This window comes from Mycolicibacterium peregrinum, from assembly GCF_001665625.1.
In the GTDB taxonomy this organism is placed as follows: Bacteria; Actinomycetota; Actinomycetes; order Mycobacteriales; family Mycobacteriaceae; genus Mycobacterium; species Mycobacterium peregrinum_B.
In genome coordinates this window covers 30840-52923 of sequence record NZ_LZSY01000169.1, presented here as the reverse complement: position 1 = coordinate 52923, position 22084 = coordinate 30840, and the positions used below count along the sequence as shown (strand labels likewise).

Genomic DNA, 22084 nt, shown 5'->3' with positions numbered 1-22084 from the left:
ATTTTGATCGGGGCAGATTGGTTCCGCCCCAAGGCAATGCGTGACCTCAAGGTCCGGGTGGACGAGCTCGCCAAGCGGGTCAGCACCTCCTGGGCGCGACCGCTGATCAGACGGGTACGTCCCGGGCCGACTCCGGCCTCGTTGAACCCCTGCTTGGCGATTCGTTGGTGCTCGGGCTCGACGTCGATGGTGGTCAGTACGCCGTCGTCGCTCATACCGGACAACAGCCACAACCCGCTCACGCCGGCACCGGTGCCGACCTCGACGACCGCCCGGCCTCCGGTGAGCCGCGCGAGCACGCTCAGCAACGCTCCGACGGCCGGCGTCACCGCACCCGCGCCGAGTTCTTCGGCCCGCTCACGCGCGGCCGCGACGATCTCGTCTTCGGAGATCGACCGTTCGGCATGCGTGACGATCGCTTCGGCGCGACCGGGGTTGGAGCTGACCATGCCCGCAGCGTAGGCCAGAGGCCGGGGGCACCGTCGCGACACGCCCGTGGGTGGTAGGTATCACCACTGAAAATTCGCTGGTCTGCGCAGGTAACCGGACGTATCGTCGGCTTTCTCAGGGAAAGTTCAGATTGCTCATATGCCCGCCACACCGGGATCAGGAACGGTATCCGCATGGAACACGGCGCCCGCTGGCGCACTGCCCAGCACAACCAGGACAGCAATCGGAATAGCGAAGTCATCAGTCGTGTTGAGCTGAGTGAAAACTGTGATCAGGAGGATCCGACGAGCGCGAACGCTGTTACCTCGAACCCCGCCACCCAGGCCGCCCCGGTGACCATGGCCCACCTGGAGCAATTCACCGCAGGCGAATGGGTGGAGCCGTCTGATGAGTTGACCGGCACCGCCGTGTTCGACGCCACCGGCGATCAGGCTGCCATGCCGTCATGGGACGAACTGGTGCGTCAACACGCGGACCGGGTATACCGGCTGGCCTATCGCCTCTCGGGTAACCAGCACGACGCCGAGGACCTGACCCAGGAGACCTTCATCCGGGTGTTCCGCTCCGTGCAGAACTACCAGCCGGGAACGTTCGAGGGGTGGTTGCACCGCATCACCACCAACCTGTTCCTGGACATGGTCCGTCGTCGTGGCCGCATCCGCATGGAAGCGCTGCCCGAGGACTACGACCGCGTGCCGGCCGACGATCCGAACCCTGAGCAGATCTACCACGACTCGCGGTTGGGAGCCGATCTGCAGGCCGCGCTGGACTCGCTGGCGCCGGAGTTCCGCGCCGCCGTGGTCCTGTGTGACATCGAGGGTCTGTCCTACGAAGAAATCGGCGCCACGCTGGGTGTGAAGCTCGGTACCGTCCGCAGCCGCATTCACCGCGGTCGGCAGGCCTTGCGCGAGTACCTGGCGAAGCACTCGCCGGAAACCGCCAAATCCGCCTAGTGGTGGTTGGTGTTCGGCGCGCCCGGTCGCGCTACATTCGGGTCAGGACATTTGGTCATGGCGGGAGGAGCTGGGCGATGGTCGACCCGGGACACGTGTTCCGTCGCGCATTCTCCTGGTTGCCTGCGCAGTTCGCCTCCCAGAGCGATGCACCGGTAGGTGCACCTCGACAGTTCGGTTCCACCGAACACCTGTCGACCGAGGCCATCGCGGCCTTCGTCGACGGTGAGCTGAGGATGAGTGCGCATCTGCGGGCCGCGCACCACCTGTCCCTGTGCCCGGACTGCGCGGCCGAGGTCGATGCCCAGGGTCAGGCCCGGGCCGCATTGCGGGATTCCTGTCCGATAGCCATTCCGAATTCCCTGTTGGGACTGTTGTCGCAGATTCCGCACCACAGTCCGCAGCCCCCGGCTGACGTCGACGAACAGCCTCAGTTTGCTGATGACCCGACGCGGAGTCGGCGTAAGCGCCGGTAGGCTGGACCACAAGGCGATCAGTGACCGGCGTCGGCCTATCTGGCTGGGGCGGGCGCTCCGATAGAGAGTGATACACCGGTGACCAATCAGGACCAGTCCGACGAGAGCGGCCGTCTGGAACCGCGCCCTGTCGAGCGGCCACCCGTCGACCAGTTGTCGCAGCGCACGTTCGGCCGTCCCGCCGGTGTGGACGGCTCGTTCCTCGGTGCAGAGAAGTACCAGGACCAGGGCGAGTACGCCCCCAAGGACCTCCCGCCGGATCCCGTGCTGGCCGAGGCCTTCAGTCGACCCTCCGCCGGCGGTGACTCGCTGCAGCGGCACCCCACCGACGCCGGGGCACTCGAGGCCGAGCGGACCGCAGGTGAAGACGACTTCGACGACCCATGGCGCAACCCGGGCGCCGTCCCGGCGCTGGGCACGCCCGCGCAGGCACCGGCCGCTCCGGTGATCGTGCCTGCGCCGATCGGCAAGCTGGGTGCCCGCGAAGTGCTGTTCGGCGGCCGCGTGTCGTGGCTCGCGCTGGTCGTGTTGCTCCTGATCACGCTCATGGTCGGCGCGATCGGTGGCTGGGTCGGGCAGAAGACCGCAGGTACCGTGCAGGCCTTCACCACCTCGAAGGTGACACTGGAGACCGGTGACCTGCCGTCCCCGGACGCCGGCCGGTTCGCCACGGTGGCCGCAGCGGTCGAGGACTCGGTGGTGACCATCGAGGCCAAGAGCAAGACCGAGGGCTCGCAGGGCTCCGGCGTCGTGGTCGACGGCAAGGGCTACATCGTCACCAACAACCACGTGATCTCCGATGCGGCAAGCAAGCCCGCCGACTACCAGATCACCGTGGTCTTCAACGACGGCAAGGAAGTGCCGGCCAACCTGGTCGGTCGCGACCCCAAGACCGACCTGGCGGTACTCAAGGTCGACAACGTCGACAATCTCGTCGTGGCGCGGATGGGCGATTCCGAGAAGGTGCGCGTCGGTGAGGAAGTCATCGCGGCCGGCGCCCCGCTGGGTCTGCGCAGCACGGTCACCCACGGCATCATCAGCGCGCTGCACCGGCCGGTGCCCCTGTCGGGCGAAGGGTCGGACACCGACACGGTGATCGACGGCCTTCAGACCGATGCCTCCATCAACCACGGCAACTCCGGTGGCCCGCTGATCAACATGTCCTCCGAGGTGATCGGCATCAACACGGCCGGAAAGTCCCTGTCGGACAGCGCCAGTGGCCTCGGTTTCGCCATCCCGGTCAACGAGGTCAAGCAGGTCGTCGAGAACCTGATCAAGGACGGCAAGGTCGCGCATCCGACGCTGTTGCTCAGCGCCGTCACAGTGAGCAACAGCGTGGCCTCCGGTGCGCAGGTCCGCAACGTCAACGCCGGTGGCCCGGCCGACAAGGCCGGCATTCTGGAGAACGACGTGGTGGTGAAGGTCGGGGACCGCAAGGTTGCCGACGCCGACGAGATGGTGGTCGCGGTGCGTCAGCTCCACATCGGGCAGGAAGCCCCGATCGAGGTGCTCCGCGACGGTCGGCCCATGACCTTCATGGTCACGCCGATCGGCGACGATCAAAAAGCGCAGTAGCGATGTTCGCGAACATCGGATGGGGGGAGATGCTGGTCCTGGTGATCGCCGGTCTGGTGATCCTGGGGCCTGAGCGCCTGCCCGGTGCCATCCGGTGGACCTCCGGCGCCCTGCGTCAGGCACGCGACTATGTCAGCGGTGCCACCAGCCAGCTGCGCGAAGACCTGGGCCCGGAGTTCGACGATCTGCGGCAGCCCCTGGCCGAGTTGCAGAAGCTGCGCGGCATGACGCCGCGGGCCGCGCTCACCAAGCATCTGCTCGACGGCGACGACTCGTTCCTCACCGGGGCGTTCGACGACAGTAAGAATCAGCAGCCGTCGGTCCCGGGCGACAAGCCGGCCGGTGAGATCGACAGCAAGCCGGTAGACAAGGCGGCCGGCACGACGTTCGACCCCGACGCCACCTAGCGGCGCGCGGTATCCAGACCCAGCGACATCCCGGCCAGGCCCCGCTTGCGGGCCGACAGTCCGTCGGCGATCTTGCGCAGCTCGGCACCGGCCGCTGATTCGGGCGCCGACAGGACGAGCGGAACTCCGGAGTCCCCGGCTGCCACGAGCGCCGGGTCCAGCGGGACCTGGCCCAGCAGCGGGACCTCGGCGCCGACCGAGCGGGTGAGCGACTCCGCGACCTGACGGCCGCCGCCCTCACCGAACAGCTGCATGACGGTGCCGTCGGGCATCTGCAGACCGGACATGTTCTCGACCACGCCGGCGATGCGCTGACGGGTCTGCAGGGCGATCGCGCCGGCGCGCTCGGCCACCTCGGCGGCAGCCATCTGCGGAGTGGTCACCACCAGGATCTCCGCGCCGGGGATCAACTGGGCCACCGAGATTGCGATATCGCCGGTGCCGGGCGGCAGATCGAGCAGCAGCACGTCCAGATCGCCCCAGTAGACGTCGGCCAGGAACTGTTGCAGGGCTCGGTGCAGCATCGGCCCACGCCACACCACGGGCGTGTTGCCCTGTGTGAACATGGCGATCGAGATGACCTTCACGTCGTGGGCGATCGGCGGCAGGATCATCGAGTCGACCTGGGTGGGCCGGTCGTTGGTGCCCATCATGCGCGGTACCGAATGGCCGTAGATGTCGGCATCCAGCAGACCGACGGACAGACCGCGGGCGGCCATCGCCGCGGCCAGGTTGACCGTCACGCTGGACTTGCCCACGCCGCCCTTCCCGGAGGCGACCGCGTAGACCCGGGTCAGGGAGTTGGGCTGGGCGAAGGGGATCACCGGTTCGCGGGAATCGCCACGCAGCAGCGTGCGCAGTTCGGCGCGCTGCTCGTCGTTCATCACGTCCAGGCTCACCTTGACCGCGCCGGTGCCCGGCACATCGGTGGCGGCGGCCGTCACGAGGTCGGCGATCTCGGTCTTCTTCGGGCAGGCCGCGGTGGTCAGGTAGATCTCGACGTGGACGCCGTGGTCGGCATCGATCGAGATGTTCTTGACCATGCCGAGTTCGGTGATCGGCTTCCGCAATTCGGGGTCGATCACCTTGGCCAGCGCAGCGCGAACTGCGGATTGCAGCTCAGTGGCAGATTCGGACATCACCGCTGAGTCTACGGCGGCGGCACCGCGACCTGGATTCAGGCCAGCATCAGGCCGGACCCGGTGCCGGTCCCGGCGCGGGTCCGGGTGCCGGCCCGACAAGTGCCGGTGCGGCAGGCGCGGCCTCGATCGGTGGGCCGACCGGCGCGCCAGGCAACGGTCCCGGCGGGGGCGCCAGCTGCGGAGCGGGGACCGGCCCCGGTCCTGGAGCGGGGGGCGGCCCCAGCGGCGGCGCCGGAGCCGGCGGGGGAGCCTGCTCGCCCAGGCAGAACACCACGCATGCGGGCTGGCGCGGCTGCTCCCAGGGCGGGACCCACGGCGGCGGGGCGGCGGGCGTCTCGGACGGGATGGCCTGGGCCGGGCCGGGCAGCGGGCCGAGCACCTGCCCGGGCGCGAATCCCGGGACGTTCTGTGTGCCGGTCTCATTGCGGTTGAGCAGCGGGATCAGAGCCAGCGGATCGCCAGCGGGCAGCCCGGTGGCATCGGCCGGCAGGCCCGGTCCGAGGCCCTCGGGATTGTCCAGATGCGAATCACCGATCGGCGGAATGGACCCGGTGATCTCCGGCAGGTCGACCGGCACCACGCCCGTGGCATACGCGGCGGCCCAGCCCAACACGTTGCGGGCGTAGGCCACCGAGTTGTTGTACCGGAGGATGGCGGTCATGACCTGGGACTGTTCCCGCAGGTTGAGCCCGCCGCTGCACAGGTAGCGGGCGGCGGCCAGCGCCGAATCGAACACGTTCTGCACGTCGGCCTTGCCGTCACCGTCCCCGTCGGAGGCATAGCGGGCCCAGGTTCCGGGCAGGAACTGCATCGGCCCCATCGCCCGGACATAGGAGATCCGCCCGGCCTGAGCGCTCTGGACGATGATCTCGTTGCCCGGCAGGGTGCCGTCGAGGGCGGGACCGTAGATCGGCCGCACCGCGGTGCCGCGGGCATCGGTGGCGCCGCCGTTGGCGTGCCCCGACTCGATCCGGCCGATGCCGGCCAGCAGGTTCCAGCTGATCCCGCAACCGGGGTAGGCCGCGGCCATCATCCGTTCGGCATTGCGGTACGCCTTCAGTGACGTACCCGGAATGCCAAGGGCACCAGGGGTATTGACGACGAAAGCGGGCGGGGGAGCCGAGATCGTGGTCATCGCCTTGATGCGGAAGTTCGTGGGGGGCCTGGCCGCGGCGACCACCGCGGGGCCCGAGCGGTCGATCTGCGGCTGCACCGCGGCCAGCGGCGTGACCGCGGTATCGGACATGTCGACGTCAGATGCGGAAGACCCGGCGCCGGCGACCAGAACGATGGGAGCCAGGACGGCGACGCCGAGCACAGGTGAGCGCATGAGCTGGCTCATACGGCGCCGAGCGGTCTCGAACACCGCTCCTCCCCCTACGCGCAATTGCCTGTCCTTAGGTCAGCTTTGGCCAAATACCATGTTGTGAACCAAGTCACCATACATAGTCCCGGTTTCCGGTGTTACGACAATGGTCGACAGCGAGATTAACCACCGCGTTTGGACCGGCGTTCACCCCCGTCGGATTTGCTCGGGTTCGCCCGGTCGCCGTCGGCGGGCAAGGTGATCTCGGTGATCAGGTCACGCAGTTCTTCCAACTCGCGGCGCAGGTAGTCGCGGGTGGCAACCTCGCCGACCGCCAACCGCAGCGACGCCAGTTCCCTGGCCAGGTACTCGGTGTCGGCCTTGGTCTGTTCGGCCCGGCGCCGGTCTTCCTCGAGGGAGACCCGGTCCCGGTTCTCCTGCCGGTTCTGGGCCAGCAGGATGAGCGGGGCGGCATACGCGGCCTGAGTCGAGAACGCCAGGTTGAGCAGGATGAACGGGTACGGGTCCCATTGGAAGGTGAAGACGCCGATGTTGAGGGCGATCCAGACCAGCACCACGATGGTCTGAATGGCCAGGTAGCGCCCGGTGCCGAGGAAACGCGCGATCGACTCGCTGAACGCGCCCACCGCCTCGATGTCGACGTGCAGCCCGAAGCCGCGGGTCGCGCGCGGGGTGTCCAGCCGCTGACGCGCCGAGGTTTCGCTCATGAGCCCGCCACCGGGAGCTCAGGCTCGTCACGTTCACGCCAGTCGTCGGGCAGCATGTGGTCGAGCACGTCGTCGACCGACACCGCCCCCAAGAGGTGGTTCTCCTCATCGACGACGGGGCCGCACACCAGGTTGTACGCGGCGAAGTAGCGGGTCACCGCGGCCAGTGAATCGGCCGGGCTCAGGCTGGGCAAATCCGTATCGGCGATACCGCTGACCAGGGCCGCCGGCGGTTCTCGTAGCAACCGTTGCAGGTGGACGCAGCCCAGGTACTGCCCGGTCGGGGTGGCGCTGGGTGGCCGCGTGACGAAGACCATCGAGGCCAGGGCCGGCGTGAGGTCGGGGTCGCGGATTCGCGCCAACGCCTCGGCGACAGTGGTGTCGGGCGCCAGGACCACTGGTTCGCTGGTCATCAGACCACCTGCGGTGTCGGGTGAGTGGGCCAGCAGCCGTCGCACATCCTCGGAATCCTCGGGGTCCATCTTGCGCAGCAGGGTCTCGGCATCGGCCGGGGTCATCGAACCCAGCACGTCGGCGGCGTCGTCGGGGTCCATCGCCTCCAGGACGTCGGCGGCGCGTTCGGTGTTCAGCTGGCGCAGCACCGCGGCCTGCTCATCTTCGGGGAGCTCTTGCAACACGTCGGCCAGCCGCTCGTCGTCGAACGCCCGGTACAGCTCGTAGCGCCGCTTGGTCGGCAGTTCGCGGAGGGCCTCGGCCACCTCGATGGGTCGTTGTCCCTCGAACTGCTCGAGCAGCGAGGCCACCCCCTGGTCGGGCATCGCCAGGCCGGACGGCGTCAGGCCGTGCACGTTCTGCCACTCGACGACGTGGATGTTGGTGCGCCGGCCGAGGCGTCGTTGCGGACGCACCGCCACCCGGGTCACCACCCAGTCGCGGGTCCGGGTCTGCTCGATGCCCAGATCGACTACCACGACGTCGATTCCGGCCAGTTGCTCCAGATCGGGATCGTCGACCCGCACCCGGGTTTCGAGTACCTGGCCCAGAACCAGCACCTCGCCGGGGCGCTGCGCGAACCGGCGCAGCGACACGCTACCGGTGGCCAGCGTCACCGAACCGGGTTCGATCGCGGTGACCCGCAGAATCGGAACGAAAATCCTTCGTCGGGTGAGCAATTCGACCACCAGGCCGAGAACACGCGGCTGCTGCCGGACGATGCTGATGCTGATCACCACGTCGCGGACACGGCCGATGGACTCCCCGTCGGGGCCCAGCACGACCATCCCCGCCAGCCGGGCCGCGTAGACCCTGTTCACCGCCGCCATGAGTCAAAGGGTAGAGACTGTGGTCGTGGAGAACACGTATCGACCCCGCAGAACGTGCCTCTCGGTTCCGGGCAGCAGCCTGAAGATGATCGAGAAGGCCAAAGCGCTGCCTGCTGACGAGGTGTTCCTCGATCTCGAGGACGCGGTCGCCCCCGAGGCCAAGGCGTCGGCCCGCGCACAGGTGGCGGCGGCACTGGCCGGTGACGGCTGGGCAGGCCAGCTGCGTGGGGTACGGGTCAACGACTGGACCACCCCATGGACCTACGCCGACGTGATCGAGGTGGTGTCCACTGTGGCATCAGCGGGGGCGTCCATCGATCTCATCGTGTTGCCCAAGGTGACCGAGGTGGCCCACGTGCAGGCGCTGGATCTGCTGCTCACCCAGCTGGAGGTCACCCATGGGCTGGAACCCGGCCGGATCGGGATCGAGGCGCAGATCGAGAACGCGCAGGGACTGACCAACGTCGACGCGATCGCAGCCGGCCCGCGGGTGTGCGCGCTGGTGCTGGGACCCGGGGACATGGCGGCCAGCCTCAACATGCGCACTCTGGAGGTCGGCGGGCAGCCCGACGGGTACGACATCGGCGACGCCCATCACCACGTGCTGATGCGCATCCTGATCGCCGCGCGCAACCGCGGGATCAACGCGATCGACGGGCCGTATGTGAAGGTGCGCGACGTGGACGGGTTCCGCCGGGTGGCCGGCCGCTCAGCGGCACTGGGTTACGACGGCAAGTGGGTGCTGCACCCGGACCAGATCGAGGCGGGCAACGAGATCTTCAGTCCTCGCCAGGCCGATTACGATCACGCCGAGCTGATCCTGGACGCCTACGAGTGGCACACCTCGCAGGCCGGCGGGGCCAGGGGAGCGGTGATGCTCGGCGACGAGATGATCGACGAGGCCAGCCGCAAGATGGCTTTGGTGATCGCGGGCAAGGGGCGGGCAGCGGGGATGAACCGGCTGGCCGACCCCTTCCGGCCGCCGCATTAGGCCGGACCCCCCTGTGCTGCACCAGATTTGGCGCAGTGGGGCCGGGTTATGAGCCGAGGGCGCTGCCGATGAAGAACAGCAGCCAGACGCCGTTGATCAGGGTGCCGAAGGCGCCGACAGCGATACCGGCGATCGCAAGGCCGCGGCCCGGTTGCTCGGCGTACGGGCCGTAGCCCAATTGTCCGCTCTGCGGACCGAAGCCCAATTGTCCGCTCTGCGGACCGAAGCCCGGTGCACTCTGCTTGATCTGATTGAGCGCGACGATCCCGAGACCGATACCGACCAGGGCGGCGAGCAGTCCGACCCCGCAGGCGAAGAACATGATGAGCGACAGGACCGAGGCGACCAGCGATCCGATCGCCATGCTGTTGGTGGGGTTGGCCGGTGGCATCCCGTAACCACCTGGGTATCCCGGGTAGCCGGACACGCCGGCGGGGTAACCGCCGGGCGGTGCGAAATCCGGCGGTGCGTAACCCGGCGGTGGCGGTGGATATCCGGGCAGCGGCGGGGGATAGCCGGCACCACCCGGCATTGACGGCGGCAGCCCCGGCGGTGGCGGGTAGTCGTACGGAATGTCGGCGGGGTAGTCGATCGCAGGCGGATAAGGCGTGCCGGGATCGGGGGTCGGCGGCGCGAACTCGTACGACGGTTGCGCCGCGCCGGTATCCGGCCGATCCTGAGAGTGCTCGATCGAAGGTGCTTCGTAGCCGCTGGACGACAGTTCAGACGGTTGGGAACCGGGGTCGGATGGCGGCGTTTCGCCCGCGTTGCCGTCCGCGTTTGTCATGCTGATCAACCTAGCGCACGGACAATGGCGCCAAGGGGGGCGTGACTCCGGCACCAATTCCGGTGTGAGGGCGTTGCTGTAACGAGAGCAGCCGCCGAGCAGGCGGTGCGGAGGAGAGTGAAGTTCGATGACGAGCCCATTTCAGTCCGGTCAGACACCGGGTGCCGCGCCCACGGCGCGCGGTGCGCTGCCGACGCCGCCCAAAGGCTGGCCGATCGGCTCCTACCCGACGTACGCGGAGGCCCAGCGTGCCGTCGACTACCTGTCCGACCAAGAGTTCCCCGTGCAGCAGGTGACGATCGTCGGGGTGGATCTCATGCAGGTCGAGCGGGTCACGGGCCGGCTGAGCTGGCCCAAGGTGCTCGGCGGCGGTGTGTTGTCCGGCGCCTGGCTCGGCCTGTTCATCGGCCTGATCCTGGGCTTCTTCAGCCCCAACCCGTGGAGCGCACTGCTCACCGGTCTGGTCGCCGGCGTCTTCTTCGGCTTGATCACCTCGGCGATCCCGTACGCGATGGCTCGCGGCACAAGAGATTTCAGTTCGACGATGCAGCTGGTCGCGGGCCGCTATGACGTGCTGTGCGACCCGCAGGGTGCCGAGCAGGGCCGAGATCTGCTGGCCCGCTTGACGATCTGACCCGTCTCGCCACCAGTGCCGGGCCGCGGTGGCAAAGTTCCGCAGGTCACGATTGTGACGCGGCGCGCCCGGCACTGTTGCACATATGCTCCGCATGGCTCTACGGTTTGCGCGCGGGAGCCGCTCCGGCGTCGTGGGGGCCGCTCCGGCGGCGAGAGATGACTCGGACGGGAGGCAGAGCGGTGCGCGCTCGGCGGCTATGTGCTGCGGCAGTGGCCGCGTTGACGACGGCCTCGGTGGTGTCGGCTTGTGGCAAAGGCGACGACGGGATCGTCATCAACTACTACACCCCGGCCAACGAGATGGCGACTTTCACCGCCGTGGCCAAACGCTGCAATGACGAACTCGGCGGCCGTTTCACCATCAAGCAGGTGAGTTTGCCGAAAGGTGCTGACGACCAACGGTTGCAGCTCGCCCGGCGGCTGACCGGTAACGACAAGACGCTCGACATCATGGCGCTCGACGTGGTCTGGACCGCCGAGTTCGCCGAGGCCGGCTGGGCCGTCCCATTGTCCGAGGATCCGGCCGGCGAAGCCGAGTCCGACGCGGAATCCAACACCCTGCCCGGACCGTTGGAGACGGCCCGCTGGCAAGGCAGGTTGTACGCCTCACCGATCACCACCAATACCCAATTGCTGTGGTACCGAGCCGATTTGATGGACGGACCGCCGTCCACCTGGGACGGCATGGTTTCGGAGGCGTCGCGACTGCACGCGGCGGGCAAGCCCAGTTGGATTGCGGTGCAGGCCAAGCAGTACGAGGGCCTGGTGGTGTGGTTCAACACCCTGCTGGCCAGTGCCGGCGGCCAGGTGCTCTCCGAGGACGGCAAGACCGTCACGCTGACCGACACCCCGGAACATCGCGCGGCGACGGTCAAGGCACTGCAGATCATCAAATCGGTTGCCACCGCGCCGGGCGCCGACCCGTCGGTCACCCAGACCGATGAGGGAACAGCCCGACTGGCCCTCGAACAGGGCAAGGCCGCGCTCGAGGTCAACTGGCCGTTCGTGCTGCCCTCACTGCTGGAGAACGCCGTCAAGGGTGGGGTGAACTTCCTTCCCCTCGACAAACGTGCCGACCTGACCGGCGCCATCAACGATCTCGGCACCTTCTCGCCCACCGACGAACAGTTCGAGTCGGCCTACGAGGCGAGCAAAGACGTGTTCGGCTTCGCGAACTACCCGGGGGTGTCCGAGGGCGAGCCGGCAAAGGTGACCATCGGCGGGCTGAACCTCGCGGTGGCCAAGACCAGCCGGCACAAGGCCGAGGCCTTCGAAGCCATCCGCTGCCTGCGCAATGTCGAGAACCAGCGGTACACCTCGGTCGAAGGCGGTCTGCCCGCGGTGCGGGAGTCGCTGTACGACGATCCGGCGTTCCAGGCCAAGTACCCGCAGTACGCGATCATCCGGGAGCAGCTGACCAACGCCGCGGTGCGGCCTGCGACGCCGGTCTATCAGGCTGTGTCCACCCGCATTTCGGCCACCCTGGCCCCGATCACCGACATCGATCCGGAGCACACCGCCGATGAGCTGACCGAACAGGTGCAGAAGGCCATCGACGGCAAGGGGCTGATCCCGTGACTTCGGCGACGACCTCCACGACGGCCAACCGCGCCTCCGAACGCAAGCTGGCGTTTGCGCTGATCGCGCCCGCGGTGATCCTGATGATCGCGGTCACCGCGTATCCGATCGGTTACGCGGTGTGGCTGAGCTTGCAGCGCTACAACCTGGCCGCCCCCGACGACACCGCATTTGTCGGGTTCGCCAACTATCAGACCATCCTGACCGACCGGTACTGGTGGACCGCGTTCGTGGTGACCCTGGCGATCACTGTCGTCTCGGTGGCGATCGAGTTCGTCCTCGGCATGGCACTGGCGCTGGTCATGCACCGCACCATCTTCGGCAAGGGCGTGGTGCGCACCGCGGTGTTGATCCCCTACGGGATCGTGACGGTGGCAGCCTCCTACAGCTGGTACTACGCCTGGACGCCGGGCACCGGCTATCTGGCCAACCTGCTGCCCGACGGCAGCGCTCCGTTGACCGAACAGTTGCCCTCGCTGGCCATCATCGTGCTGGCCGAAGTGTGGAAGACCACGCCCTTCATGGCGCTGCTGCTACTGGCCGGGCTAGCGCTGGTGCCGCAGGATCTGCTCAACGCCGCCGAGGTCGACGGGGCCGGAGCGTGGACGCGGTTGGTGAGAATTATTCTGCCGCTGATCAAACCGGCCATCCTGGTCGCCCTGTTGTTCCGCACCCTGGACGCCTTCCGGATCTTCGACAACATCTATGTGTTGACCGGGGGAGCCAACAGCACCGGGTCGGTGTCGATCCTGGGGTATGACAACCTGTTCAAGGCGTTCAACCTCGGATTGGGCTCGGCCATCAGCGTATTGATCTTCCTGTCGGTGGCGGTCATCGCATTCATCTTCATCAAGCTGTTCGGTGCGTCGGCGCCCGGTGCAGAGGCGGAGGGGCACCGATGAGCGCTTGCGCGAAGAGCGGAGGGCTGAGATGACCGAGCGAGTGGGTGCGCGGCGCGCAACCGGGTGGACGGTCGTGAACATCCTGGTGGTGCTCTACGCGTTGATACCGGTCTTGTGGATTCTGTCGCTGTCGTTGAAGCCGACGTCGAGTGTCAAGGACGGCAAGCTGTTTCCGTCGCAGATCACGTTCGACAACTACAAGGGCATCTTCACCGGGAACATCTTCACCTCGGCGTTGATCAACTCGATCGGCATCGGCTTGATCACCACGGTGATCGCGGTGACCATCGGCGGCATGGCGGCCTACGCGGTGGCCCGACTGGACTTCCCCGGCAAGAAGCTGTTGGTGGGGGTCGCCCTGCTGATCGCGATGTTCCCGCAGATCTCGCTGGTGACCCCGATCTTCAATCTGTGGCGCAGTATCGGTCTGTTCGACACGTGGCCCGGGCTGATCATCCCCTACATCACCTTTGCGCTGCCGCTGGCGATCTACACGCTCTCGGCGTTCTTCCGGGAGATCCCTTGGGATCTGGAGAAGGCCGCGAAGATGGATGGGGCCACCCCGGCGCAGGCCTTCCGCAAGGTGATCGCTCCGTTGGCGGCTCCTGGCATCGTCACGGCGGCCATCCTGGTGTTCATCTTCGCGTGGAACGACCTGCTCTTGGCGCTGTCGTTGACCGCGACCGAGCGGGCGATCACCGCGCCGGTGGCGATTGCGAACTTCACCGGCAGTTCCCAGTTCGAGGAACCGACCGGGTCGATCGCGGCCGGTGCGATGGTCATCACGATCCCGATCATTATCTTTGTTCTCATCTTCCAGCGGCGGATCGTCGCTGGCCTGACATCCGGTGCGGTAAAGGGGTAATTGGATGGCCGAAATTGTGTTGGACCGGGTCACCAAGAGTTACCCCGACGGTGCGGGCGGCACGAGAGAGGCCGTCAAAGAGTTCTCGATGACGATCGCCGACGGTGAGTTCATCATCCTGGTGGGACCGTCCGGGTGCGGTAAGTCCACCACACTGAACATGATCGCCGGGCTTGAGGACATCTCGTCGGGCGAGCTCCGGATCGGTGGCGAGCGGGTCAACGAGAAGGCGCCCAAGGACCGCGATATCGCGATGGTGTTCCAGTCCTATGCGCTCTACCCGCACATGACGGTGCGGCAGAACATCGCCTTCCCGCTGACCCTGGCCAAGCTCAAGAAGGACGAGATCGAGGCCAAGGTCGCCGAGACCGCCAAGATCCTGGACCTGACCGAGCTGCTCGACCGCAAGCCCGCCCAGTTGTCCGGCGGGCAGCGTCAGCGGGTGGCGATGGGTCGGGCAATCGTGCGTCGCCCCAAGGCATTTCTGATGGATGAGCCGCTGAGCAACCTGGACGCCAAGCTGCGCGTGCAGATGCGTGCCGAGATCTCGCGACTGCAGAGCCGGCTGGGCACCACGACGGTCTACGTCACGCATGACCAGACCGAGGCGATGACCCTGGGCGATCGGGTTGTGGTGTTGCTGGCAGGCGAGATTCAGCAGATCGGCACGCCCGACGAGTTGTACAACAACCCGGCGAACCTGTTCGTGGCCGGCTTCATCGGATCACCGGCGATGAATTTCTTCCCGGCCACGTTCACCGACGTCGGGGTGCGGCTGCCGTTCGGCGACGTCACCCTGACCCAGCAGGTGCATGATCAGCTGGCGCGGCATCCCAAGCCCGACAACATCATCGTCGGGATCCGGCCCGAGCATCTGGAGGACGCTTCGCTGCTCGACGGGTACGCGCGGATCCGGGCTCTGAGCTTCCCGGTGCGCGCCGACATCGTCGAGTCGCTCGGTGCCGACAAGTACGTGCACTTCACGATCGAGGGTGCGGGCGCCGAGGCGGCACAGCTTGCCGAGTTGGCGGCGGATTCCGGCGCGGGTGCCAACGAGTTCGTCGCCCGGGTGTCTGCCGAGTCCACGGCCGCCGGCGGCCAGCAGATCCAATTGGCCTTCGACACCTCGAAGTTGGCGATCTTCGACGCCGCGACCGGGGTGAACCTGACCCGTACCGAGCCCGCCGAGGAACCCGAGCCGGCCGAGGACACCGCGGAGACCGAGACCGGGCCCGACGAGACCGAGGAATCCGGGGCAGTCGCACCCGCCGAGTCGGCCGAGCCGGCCGGAGAACCGACAGCAGAGTGATCGACGTCCTGGCTGCCGTCCGCGCCCACGTGGGCGAATACTTCGGTGCGGCAGGCATTTCCGCGGAACCAGTCAGTGCCAGCGTGACGTTCCTGGGTACCGAGCGCATCGACGTCCTGCGGTTCGGCCCGGACCTGCGCTCTGGTGGAAGCGGACAGGATCTGTATCACTATGTGACGGTGGGCTGTTCGCGTCACCCGATGTTCGATCCGACCGAACTGGTCTCCGATCCGATCCACGGTCCCCGGGCCGAGGTGGTGCTCTCGCTCCGGGGTCCGACCCCGGGCGGGCTGGCCCGGTCACTGGCCGTGCTGGCTGCCGCACCCGCGGTGGAAGGTCTGGTGCTGGAGGCCGACGCGCTCATCGACCTGGAGACGCAGTTGTTCGACTCCGCACCGTTCAGCGCATTCCTGCTGGGCCCCAGCGATATCGGCGAGGTTCCTCTGGCCGAGCCGCTCTCGCCGGTGACCGTGCTCTCGGCCACGCCGATCACCGCCACCGAGGCAGCCTGGGTGCGCCTGAAGGGTGCGGACGCCATGCGGGAGGCGTGGCAGACCGATGGGGTGGACGTGCTGGATCCGACCAGACGGGCAGCGAGCCCCAGCTAGAGCCAGTCGTTGTGGCGGAACGTGCGATACAGCGCGAAGCAGATGAGGGCCATGGACAGGAGTACGGCGGGATAGCCCCAGGTCCACTGCAATTCGGGCATGTGCTCGAAGTTCATCCCGTAGATCCCGGCCATCGCGGTCGGCACCGCGGCGATCGCCACCCACGCGGAGATCTTGCGCATGTCCACGTTCTGCTGCATGGCGACCTTGCCGAGTGCGGCCTGCACCAGCGAGCTGAGCATCTCGTCGTAGCTCGTGACGCGATCGGAGGCCTGCACGTTGTGGTCGTGCACGTCGCGCATGTACCTGCGTACCTCGACCGAGATCAGGTCGTTGTGGTCGGTGAGAAGGCGGGCCAGGGCCAGGGTCAACGGGGCCACCGCACGGCGCATTTCGACGACTTCCCGCTTGAGCAGGTAGATGCTCTCGATGTTGGTGTGCGTGCCGGGGGAGAAGATGTCCTCCTCCATCGCGTCGATGTCGGTTTCCATCAGATCGGTCACGTCGAGGTAGCTGTCCACCACATGGTCGGCGATCGCGTGCATGACCGCGAATGGCCCGAGTTTCAGGGTGGCAGGCGAGGATTCGAGCCTCTTCCGCACGCCGGCCAGCCCTCCGTGCTCGCCGTGACGAACGGTGACGACGAAGTCCGGCCCGACGAAGATCATGATCTCGCCGGTCTCGACGATCTCGCGGGCCAGTGCCACGGATTCGTGCTCGACGTAGTTGATGGTCTTGAGTACCAGGAACAGGGTCTTGTCGTACCGCTCGAGCTTGGGGCGCTGGTGGGCGTGCACCGCGTCCTCGACGGCCAGCTCGTGCAGGCCGAAAACGTCTGCCACCGACTGCATCTGGAATTCGTCGGGTTCGTGCAGACCGATCCAGACGAATGCCTTCTGACCGGCGTTCTGCAACTCACGGACCTTGTTCAGAGCCGCGGCGTGGGTGTACTTGCCGGGTAACCGGTCACCGCCGCAGTAGACACCGCAATCGACCATCGCGCGGGCGACCGGAACGTGGATCGTCTTGGCGTCGGGGTCGGTGGGGCGGGTCCTTGCCGTCGAGCGCAGGGCCGGTGGCAAGGCGCGGAATGAGGGCATGATCTGCGACCTTCCTGCGCGGTGTGCAGCTACCTGATCAGCACAGAGAATGCTACGCGTAGTTACTGTTAAGTAACGCTCACCAGCGGGGAACCGGGCCCTGTGAGAATTGGCATTGAAGTACCCTTGCGCCGTGTCGGAAAGTACAGTCGCCTCCTCGTCCGAGCGCTCGTCAGCGGAGCGCACCCCGCAAGTTGTCATCGAAGACGCCGAGATCTTCGATGCTCATGAAGGCGGAAAGCTCTCGGTCGAGTTGAAGGAGCCGCTGGACACCCAGCGTGCGCTGTCGATCGCCTATACCCCTGGTGTCGCCCAGGTGAGCCGGGCGATCGCCACGGATCACACGCTCGCTGCCAAGTACACCTGGGCCAACCGCCTGGTCGCGGTGGTCAGCGACGGCACCGCGGTGCTGGGCCTCGGCGATATCGGCCCCGCGGCGTCGCTGCCGGTCATGGAGGGCAAGAGCGCGCTGTTCAAGTCCTTCGGCGGGCTGAACTCGATCCCGATCGTGCTGGACACCAAGGATCCCGACGAGATCGTCGAGACCCTGATCCGGCTGCGTCCGACCTTCGGCGCGGTGAACCTGGAGGACATCTCGGCGCCGCGGTGCTTCGAGATCGAGCGCCGGGTCATCGAGGCGCTGGACTGCCCGGTCATGCACGACGACCAGCACGGCACGGCGATCGTGGTGCTGGCCGCGCTGCTGGGCGCCACGAAGGTCCTCGAGCGTGACATCCATGCACTGCGCGTCGTCATCTCGGGCGCCGGTGCAGCGGGTGTGGCGTGTGCCAACATCCTGCTGAACAAGGGCATCACCGACGTCGTCGTGCTCGACTCGCAGGGCATCGTGCACTCGGGTCGTGACAACCTCAATTCCTTCAAGGCCGAGCTGGCCGGGCGCACCAACCCGCGCAAGCTCACCGGTGGGGTGGCCGAGGCGCTCGAGGGAGCCGACGTGTTCCTCGGGGTGTCGGCCGGCGTCGTGCCCGAGGAGCTCATCGCGACGATGGCTCCCAACTCCATCGTCTTCGCGCTGTCCAACCCGGACCCGGAGATCCACCCGGACGCGGCCCGCAAGTACGCCGCGGTGGTGGCAACCGGACGCAGCGACTTCCCCAACCAGATCAACAACGTGTTGGCCTTCCCGGGCGTGTTCCGCGGGGCGCTCGACGCCGGTGCCCGTCGTATCACCGAGAAGATGAAGGTGGCGGCTGCCGAGGCGATCTTCTCGGTCGTGGGCGACGATCTGGCGGTCGACCACATCGTGCCCAGTGCGCTCGATCCGCGGGTCGGTCCCGCGGTTGCGGCCGCGGTCGCAGCGGCGTCTGATACCGCAGAATCCTGAGTTCGCGAATGCGCCGAACTCTGGCGTTGGCGCTGTTGACCATGTCGACGCTGCTCGTGGCAGTGTTGGGGGGCTGCGCGTCCAACTCGGCCTCGGCTGCTCTCGCGGTCGGGGCGGGGCCGGCGCCGGAGTCGGCACTGCTCGGTCATCTGTATGCCGCGGCACTGCGCTATTACGGCACGCCGGCCGTGGTCACCGAGACCGACGGCAGCCTCGGGGTGCTGGATTCGGGATCGGTGATCGTGCAGCCGGGGTTCACCGGCCGGTTCCTGACGCGGCTGGATCCGGCCGCCACGGCCCGCGCGGATGAGCAGGTCTACCGGGACCTGGTCTCGGCGCTGCCCGAAGGCGTCGCGGCCGGCGACTACACCATGTCGGCACAGGACAAGCCCGCGCTGGTGGTCGCCGAGGCCACCGCCACGGCGTGGGGCGGGACCGATCTGAGCGCGCTGCGCCGCAACTGTGCCCAGGCACGGCCGGGTGCCGTGGTCGGTTCCTCGGTGCCCGAGGCGGTGGGGTCCTGCACTCTGCCGAAGGCCGTCACATTCGCCGACGACAAGAGCCTGTTCGCCGCATTACGTGCGGGGAAGATCAACGCAGCCTGGTCCACGACAGCCGATCCGGCGATCCCGTCGGACCTGACCGTGCTGGCCGACAAGACGGCGCTGATCCGCGGTGAGAACGTGGTGCCGCTGTATCGCCGCAACACACTGAACGAACGCCAGGTTCTGGCGCTCAACGAGATCGCCGGCGTCCTGGACACCGGATCGCTGGCCGACATGCGCAGACAGGTCGCCGAGGGCAAGGATCCCGGTGCGGTGGCCGACGAATTTCTCCAGTCCAACCCGCTGGGCCACTAGCCCTCGGTAACCCTCGGCGTCAGCGGGGGAGCATCCGCCCCATCGCGCCCGCGAACAGCTTCTGGTACGCCGAGCCGGTGATCCGCACGATGACATCGAGGACCTTGGCGTCGGCGCCGACGAGTACCCGTGCCCGGTCCTTGCGCACCGCTTCGAGGATGATCGTGGCCGCGCGCTGCGGGGTGGTGTTGGCCAGTTTCCGGTCGAAGGTCTCGGCGAGTGCCTCCTGATCCAGTCCCTCGGCGGCGGTGGCGTTGCGGGCGATGGCGGTCTTGATCCCGCCGGGGTGCACACAGGTCACCTTGACCGGATGCTTGGCCAGAGCCATCTCCTGACGCAGGGCCTCGGTGAAGCCGCGCACCGCGAACTTGGCCGAGTTGTAGGCGGCCTGGCCCGGAACCGAGAAGATGCCGAACAGGCTGGAGACGTTGATGACGTGTCCGTCGCCGGATTCGATCAGGTGCGGCAGGAAGGCCTTGGTGCCGTTGACGACGCCCCAGAAGTCCACGTCCATCACCCGCTCGATGTCCTTGAACTGACTGATCTCGACGTCACCGGTGAACGCGATGCCTGCGTTGTTGTAGATCTGGTTGACCTTGCCGAAATGCTCCTTGACCGCGTCTGCGTAGAGCAGGAAGGCCTCGCGCTCGGTGACATCGATCCGGTCGGTCTTGACCTCGGCGCCGATCGCCTTGAGGCGTTCCTCCGTAACCGCGAGTCCCTCGGTATCGACGTCGCAGATCGCCACCTTGGCCCCGGAACGTCCGAGCTCGATGGCCAGCGCCTGTCCGATGCCTGATCCGGCGCCGGTCACGACGGCGACCTTTCCGGCGAAGCCCTCCATAGAACACTCCCTTGTGTCGTTCGACTTGCGTCGAGATTACCCGGTACCCGCGGTCCCGGTTGTGTTGGCCGGCTTGGTCGCTGTCACCAGGTGGGTTCCGACGTAGGGGCCGCCCCACCACATCCGCCAGCCGAGATTCTGTCGCTGCACATGCTGCCAGCCGTTGGCGCACAGACGCTCGGAATGGCGACGTGTTTCCCAGATGTCGGCGATGGCCAGCCGGCCGCCCGGGCGCAGCACTCTGGCGGCTTCGTCGAGAGCACGGGACCGCCCGGCCCGATCGGGGATGTTGTGGATGGCCAGGCTGCTGACGATGACGTCGACGCTGGCATCGTCGAAGGGCAGGGCGGTCATGTCGCCGGTGTGGACCTCGACCCGGTCGGCGACGCCCTCGGCTGCGGCGTTGGCCAGAGTCTGTTCCGGCGAGTTGCCGGTCTGATCGGCGCGCCACAGATCGACGCCGAGTGCGCGTCCGCGTGGAAGTCGTTTTGCCGCGGCATGAAGCACCGCGCCGCGGCCGCAGCCGAGATCGAGCAGCGTCTCATCGCCGCGCAGGGCCAGGCCATCGAGGATGTCGCTCCACACTGCGAACTTGCCGCGGCGGGTGGTGTGCACGAACGACGAAACGGTGCTCGCCAGAAGAGCGGCGGAAGCACCTGTGAGACAGGCGGTTCGGCGTCGACTGCGGGCGATGTTGACGATCGTCGCGACCAGTAGGGCGGTAAACGCACCGCCGGCGATCGCGGCCTGGGCGGGCGCGGACACCGTGTTGTAATCGCCGTCGAATCCGTAATCGGGGGAGTCCATTTCACCCACGGTAGCCAGGTCGGCCGGTAGCTGGTGGGCTACGACGCGGCCGCGCGCACCGGTCGCCAGACTTCGGCCAGCGTCTCCAGCGGAATTCCCAGGGCGTCGCTCAGTCCGACGACCGTGCCGAACGCCGGGGAGGGCAGCCGTCCGGTCTCGATCTTGCGCAACGTCTCCGGGGAGATGCCGGCGTGCGCGGCGATCTCGTCGAGCGGGCGGGCGCCCCGGGTGGCACGCAGGGTCTCGCCGAGTCGGCGGCCGGCAGCGATCTGTGCGGGGGTGAGTGGGGTGCGGACCACGTCACCACGGTAGCGCCGGTATTTATATACCGCTAGTGTTGGTATTTAAATACCGAGAAGGGTGTGGACATGATCGAGCTGAAGACCGCCGCCGAGATCGAGAAGATGCGGGTCACCGGACGGTTCGTGGCCGACGTGCTCGCCGAGCTGAGCGGGCTCGCGGATATCGGGGTCAACCTGCTCGACCTCGAACTGCACGCCCGCGACATGGTCAAGCGTCGCGGTGCCGAATCGTGTTACTGGGATTACGACCCGTCATTCGGCCGCGGTCCGTTTCGCAATGTCATCTGCCTGTCGGTCAACGATGCTGTGCTGCACGGCCTTCCGCACGACTACCGGCTGGCCGACGGCGACGTGCTCACCATGGACTTCGCGGTGTCCATCGACGGGTGGGTCGCCGACGCGGCCCGCACCGTGATCGTCGGGACACCGTCGGCCGCCGATGCACGGTTGGTTCGGGCCACCGAGGAGGCGTTGGAGGCCGGCACCGCCGCCGCGCGTCCGGGGAACCGGCTCGGTGACATCTCGGCCGCCATCGGCGCCGTCGCCGCCGACTACGGCTACCCGGTCAACCTCGAGTTCGGCGGGCACGGACTGGGCCGGACGATGCACGAGGACCCGCATGTACCGAACCGCGGCAAGCCCGGTCGCGGCATGAAGCTGCGAGCCGGCATCACACTGGCGCTGGAACCGTGGTTGGCCGCCGGTACCGACCGCATCGTCTTCGACCGCGACGGCTGGACCATCCGATCCGCCGACGGTTCCCGCACCGCGCATACCGAGAACACCGTGGCGATCACCGAATCCGGCCCGGTGGTACTCACGTGTTGAGT

At 67.3% G+C, this 22084-nt stretch carries 24 protein-coding genes; 14 read left to right on the top strand and 10 right to left on the bottom strand.

From position 1 onward, the window contains the following. Nucleotides 1-449: O-methyltransferase (locus A5779_RS26580; RefSeq protein WP_207549121.1), on the bottom strand; the 449-nt coding region annotated here is incomplete at its 3' end. Between the two features lie 174 nt (nt 450-623). Here A5779_RS26580 and sigE point away from each other — a divergent pair. The 4 genes from sigE to tatB all read left to right on the top strand — a co-directional run bounded on the left by sigE (nt 624) and on the right by tatB (nt 3861). Next, nucleotides 624-1403: an RNA polymerase sigma factor SigE gene (gene sigE, locus A5779_RS26575; protein ID WP_055116450.1), complete on the top strand. Its 780-nt coding sequence runs from the start codon at nt 624-626 to the stop codon at nt 1401-1403. A gap of 77 nt (nt 1404-1480) precedes the next feature. Next, nucleotides 1481-1879: an anti-sigma E factor RseA gene (rseA, locus tag A5779_RS26570; RefSeq protein ID WP_054602999.1), complete on the top strand. Its 399-nt coding sequence runs from the start codon at nt 1481-1483 to the stop codon at nt 1877-1879. A gap of 78 nt (nt 1880-1957) precedes the next feature. After that, on the top strand, nt 1958-3454 hold the full coding sequence (gene htrA, locus A5779_RS26565) for a serine protease HtrA (protein ID WP_064886709.1): 1497 nt from the start codon (nt 1958-1960) through the stop codon (nt 3452-3454). A 2-nt stretch (nt 3455-3456) separates the two neighbouring features. Further along, the gene (tatB, locus tag A5779_RS26560) at nt 3457-3861 is read left to right on the top strand and encodes a Sec-independent protein translocase protein TatB (protein ID WP_064886708.1); all 405 of its coding nucleotides are present in this window, start codon (nt 3457-3459) and stop codon (nt 3859-3861) included. Here the strand turns inward: tatB and A5779_RS26555 are convergent. The 4 genes from A5779_RS26555 to A5779_RS26540 form a co-directional block, all read right to left on the bottom strand. After that, nucleotides 3858-5000 carry an Mrp/NBP35 family ATP-binding protein gene (locus A5779_RS26555; protein WP_064886715.1) on the bottom strand — a complete coding sequence of 381 codons (1143 nt, stop codon included), beginning with the start codon at nt 4998-5000 and terminating at the stop codon, nt 3858-3860. The genes tatB and A5779_RS26555 overlap by 4 nt on opposite strands. A gap of 49 nt (nt 5001-5049) precedes the next feature. Next, nucleotides 5050-6333 carry a lytic transglycosylase domain-containing protein gene (locus A5779_RS26550; protein WP_064886714.1) on the bottom strand — a complete coding sequence of 428 codons (1284 nt, stop codon included), beginning with the start codon at nt 6331-6333 and terminating at the stop codon, nt 5050-5052. Nucleotides 6334-6491: 158 nt separating this feature from the next. Then, complete coding sequence (locus tag A5779_RS26545) at nt 6492-7037, bottom strand: DUF1003 domain-containing protein (protein WP_064886707.1); 546 nt, start codon at nt 7035-7037, stop codon at nt 6492-6494. Continuing rightward, nucleotides 7034-8320: a magnesium transporter MgtE N-terminal domain-containing protein gene (locus A5779_RS26540; RefSeq protein WP_055116441.1), complete on the bottom strand. Its 1287-nt coding sequence runs from the start codon at nt 8318-8320 to the stop codon at nt 7034-7036. The genes A5779_RS26545 and A5779_RS26540 overlap by 4 nt, the downstream gene beginning before the upstream one ends. A 25-nt stretch (nt 8321-8345) precedes the next feature. Between A5779_RS26540 and A5779_RS26535 the strand changes: the two genes are divergently transcribed. Then, on the top strand, nt 8346-9311 hold the full coding sequence (locus A5779_RS26535) for an HpcH/HpaI aldolase/citrate lyase family protein (RefSeq protein WP_110777761.1): 966 nt from the start codon (nt 8346-8348) through the stop codon (nt 9309-9311). 46 nt (nt 9312-9357) lie between these two features. On the opposite strand, the gene A5779_RS26530 is transcribed toward A5779_RS26535, so the two are convergent. After that, complete coding sequence (locus tag A5779_RS26530; RefSeq protein ID WP_064886705.1) at nt 9358-10098, bottom strand: DUF4190 domain-containing protein; 741 nt, start codon at nt 10096-10098, stop codon at nt 9358-9360. Between the two features lie 127 nt (nt 10099-10225). On the opposite strand from A5779_RS26530, the gene A5779_RS26525 reads away from it, so the two are divergent. The 6 genes from A5779_RS26525 to A5779_RS26500 all read left to right on the top strand — a co-directional run bounded on the left by A5779_RS26525 (nt 10226) and on the right by A5779_RS26500 (nt 15996). Next, entirely contained in the window at nt 10226-10732 is a 507-nt protein-coding gene (locus A5779_RS26525; protein WP_064886704.1) for a YflT domain-containing protein, read from the top strand. Between the two features lie 182 nt (nt 10733-10914). After that, nucleotides 10915-12312, top strand: coding sequence for an ABC transporter substrate-binding protein (locus A5779_RS26520; RefSeq protein WP_064886703.1), 1398 nt, complete (start codon nt 10915-10917; stop codon nt 12310-12312). Next, entirely contained in the window at nt 12309-13214 is a 906-nt protein-coding gene (locus tag A5779_RS26515; protein WP_064886702.1) for a carbohydrate ABC transporter permease, read from the top strand. Before A5779_RS26520 ends, A5779_RS26515 begins: the two co-directional genes overlap by 4 nt. A gap of 40 nt (nt 13215-13254) precedes the next feature. Next, the gene (locus A5779_RS26510; RefSeq protein WP_174554306.1) at nt 13255-14079 is read left to right on the top strand and encodes a carbohydrate ABC transporter permease; all 825 of its coding nucleotides are present in this window, start codon (nt 13255-13257) and stop codon (nt 14077-14079) included. 4 nt (nt 14080-14083) lie between these two features. Beyond that, on the top strand, nt 14084-15388 hold the full coding sequence (locus A5779_RS26505) for an ABC transporter ATP-binding protein (protein WP_064886700.1): 1305 nt from the start codon (nt 14084-14086) through the stop codon (nt 15386-15388). Next, entirely contained in the window at nt 15385-15996 is a 612-nt protein-coding gene (locus tag A5779_RS26500) for a suppressor of fused domain protein (RefSeq protein ID WP_064886699.1), read from the top strand. The genes A5779_RS26505 and A5779_RS26500 overlap by 4 nt, the downstream gene beginning before the upstream one ends. On the opposite strand, the gene corA is transcribed toward A5779_RS26500, so the two are convergent. Continuing rightward, nucleotides 15993-17096, bottom strand: a complete 1104-nt coding sequence (gene corA / locus A5779_RS26495; protein ID WP_064886698.1) for a magnesium/cobalt transporter CorA — start codon at nt 17094-17096, stop codon at nt 15993-15995. The two genes, A5779_RS26500 and corA, sit on opposite strands and share 4 nt — an antisense overlap. A 133-nt stretch (nt 17097-17229) precedes the next feature. Here corA and A5779_RS26490 point away from each other — a divergent pair, with 133 nt between their 5' ends. Both A5779_RS26490 and A5779_RS26485 read left to right on the top strand, forming a co-directional pair. Beyond that, the gene (locus A5779_RS26490) at nt 17230-18441 is read left to right on the top strand and encodes an NAD(P)-dependent malic enzyme (RefSeq protein WP_064886697.1); all 1212 of its coding nucleotides are present in this window, start codon (nt 17230-17232) and stop codon (nt 18439-18441) included. 8 nt (nt 18442-18449) lie between these two features. Continuing rightward, the gene (locus A5779_RS26485; protein WP_064886696.1) at nt 18450-19301 is read left to right on the top strand and encodes a glycine betaine ABC transporter substrate-binding protein; all 852 of its coding nucleotides are present in this window, start codon (nt 18450-18452) and stop codon (nt 19299-19301) included. A 19-nt stretch (nt 19302-19320) separates the two neighbouring features. Here the strand turns inward: A5779_RS26485 and A5779_RS26480 are convergent, their stop codons facing one another. Genes A5779_RS26480 through A5779_RS26470 form a run of 3 tightly spaced genes read right to left on the bottom strand, consistent with a single transcriptional unit; the run spans nt 19321 to nt 21251 of the window. Beyond that, nucleotides 19321-20145, bottom strand: coding sequence for an SDR family NAD(P)-dependent oxidoreductase (locus A5779_RS26480; RefSeq protein WP_064886695.1), 825 nt, complete (start codon nt 20143-20145; stop codon nt 19321-19323). A gap of 36 nt (nt 20146-20181) precedes the next feature. Then, complete coding sequence (locus A5779_RS26475) at nt 20182-20952, bottom strand: class I SAM-dependent methyltransferase (protein WP_064886694.1); 771 nt, start codon at nt 20950-20952, stop codon at nt 20182-20184. Nucleotides 20953-20990: 38 nt separating this feature from the next. Then, nucleotides 20991-21251, bottom strand: coding sequence for a helix-turn-helix domain-containing protein (locus A5779_RS26470; RefSeq protein WP_064886693.1), 261 nt, complete (start codon nt 21249-21251; stop codon nt 20991-20993). A 69-nt stretch (nt 21252-21320) separates the two neighbouring features. Here A5779_RS26470 and map point away from each other — a divergent pair, with 69 nt between their 5' ends. Next, entirely contained in the window at nt 21321-22082 is a 762-nt protein-coding gene (gene map, locus A5779_RS26465) for a type I methionyl aminopeptidase (RefSeq protein WP_064886713.1), read from the top strand. Nucleotides 22083-22084 lie beyond the last annotated feature (2 nt).

What these genes read in the sequence shown, in the direction of transcription:
- sigE (WP_055116450.1), top strand. Translation starts at nt 624, where the DNA reads ATGGAACACGGCGCCCGCTGGCGCACTGCCCAGCACAACCAGGACAGC.
- map (WP_064886713.1), top strand. Translation starts at nt 21,321, where the DNA reads ATGATCGAGCTGAAGACCGCCGCCGAGATCGAGAAGATGCGGGTCACC.
- A5779_RS26480 (WP_064886695.1), bottom strand. Translation starts at nt 20,145, where the DNA reads ATGGAGGGCTTCGCCGGAAAGGTCGCCGTCGTGACCGGCGCCGGATCA.
- A5779_RS26485 (WP_064886696.1), top strand. Translation starts at nt 18,450, where the DNA reads ATGCGCCGAACTCTGGCGTTGGCGCTGTTGACCATGTCGACGCTGCTC.
- A5779_RS26550 (WP_064886714.1), bottom strand. Translation starts at nt 6,333, where the DNA reads ATGCGCTCACCTGTGCTCGGCGTCGCCGTCCTGGCTCCCATCGTTCTG.
- tatB (WP_064886708.1), top strand. Translation starts at nt 3,457, where the DNA reads ATGTTCGCGAACATCGGATGGGGGGAGATGCTGGTCCTGGTGATCGCC.
- A5779_RS26525 (WP_064886704.1), top strand. Translation starts at nt 10,226, where the DNA reads ATGACGAGCCCATTTCAGTCCGGTCAGACACCGGGTGCCGCGCCCACG.
- A5779_RS26475 (WP_064886694.1), bottom strand. Translation starts at nt 20,952, where the DNA reads ATGGACTCCCCCGATTACGGATTCGACGGCGATTACAACACGGTGTCC.
- A5779_RS26545 (WP_064886707.1), bottom strand. Translation starts at nt 7,037, where the DNA reads ATGAGCGAAACCTCGGCGCGTCAGCGGCTGGACACCCCGCGCGCGACC.
- A5779_RS26505 (WP_064886700.1), top strand. Translation starts at nt 14,084, where the DNA reads ATGGCCGAAATTGTGTTGGACCGGGTCACCAAGAGTTACCCCGACGGT.
- corA (WP_064886698.1), bottom strand. Translation starts at nt 17,096, where the DNA reads ATGCCCTCATTCCGCGCCTTGCCACCGGCCCTGCGCTCGACGGCAAGG.
- A5779_RS26530 (WP_064886705.1), bottom strand. Translation starts at nt 10,098, where the DNA reads ATGACAAACGCGGACGGCAACGCGGGCGAAACGCCGCCATCCGACCCC.
- A5779_RS26540 (WP_055116441.1), bottom strand. Translation starts at nt 8,320, where the DNA reads ATGGCGGCGGTGAACAGGGTCTACGCGGCCCGGCTGGCGGGGATGGTC.
- A5779_RS26555 (WP_064886715.1), bottom strand. Translation starts at nt 5,000, where the DNA reads ATGTCCGAATCTGCCACTGAGCTGCAATCCGCAGTTCGCGCTGCGCTG.
- rseA (WP_054602999.1), top strand. Translation starts at nt 1,481, where the DNA reads ATGGTCGACCCGGGACACGTGTTCCGTCGCGCATTCTCCTGGTTGCCT.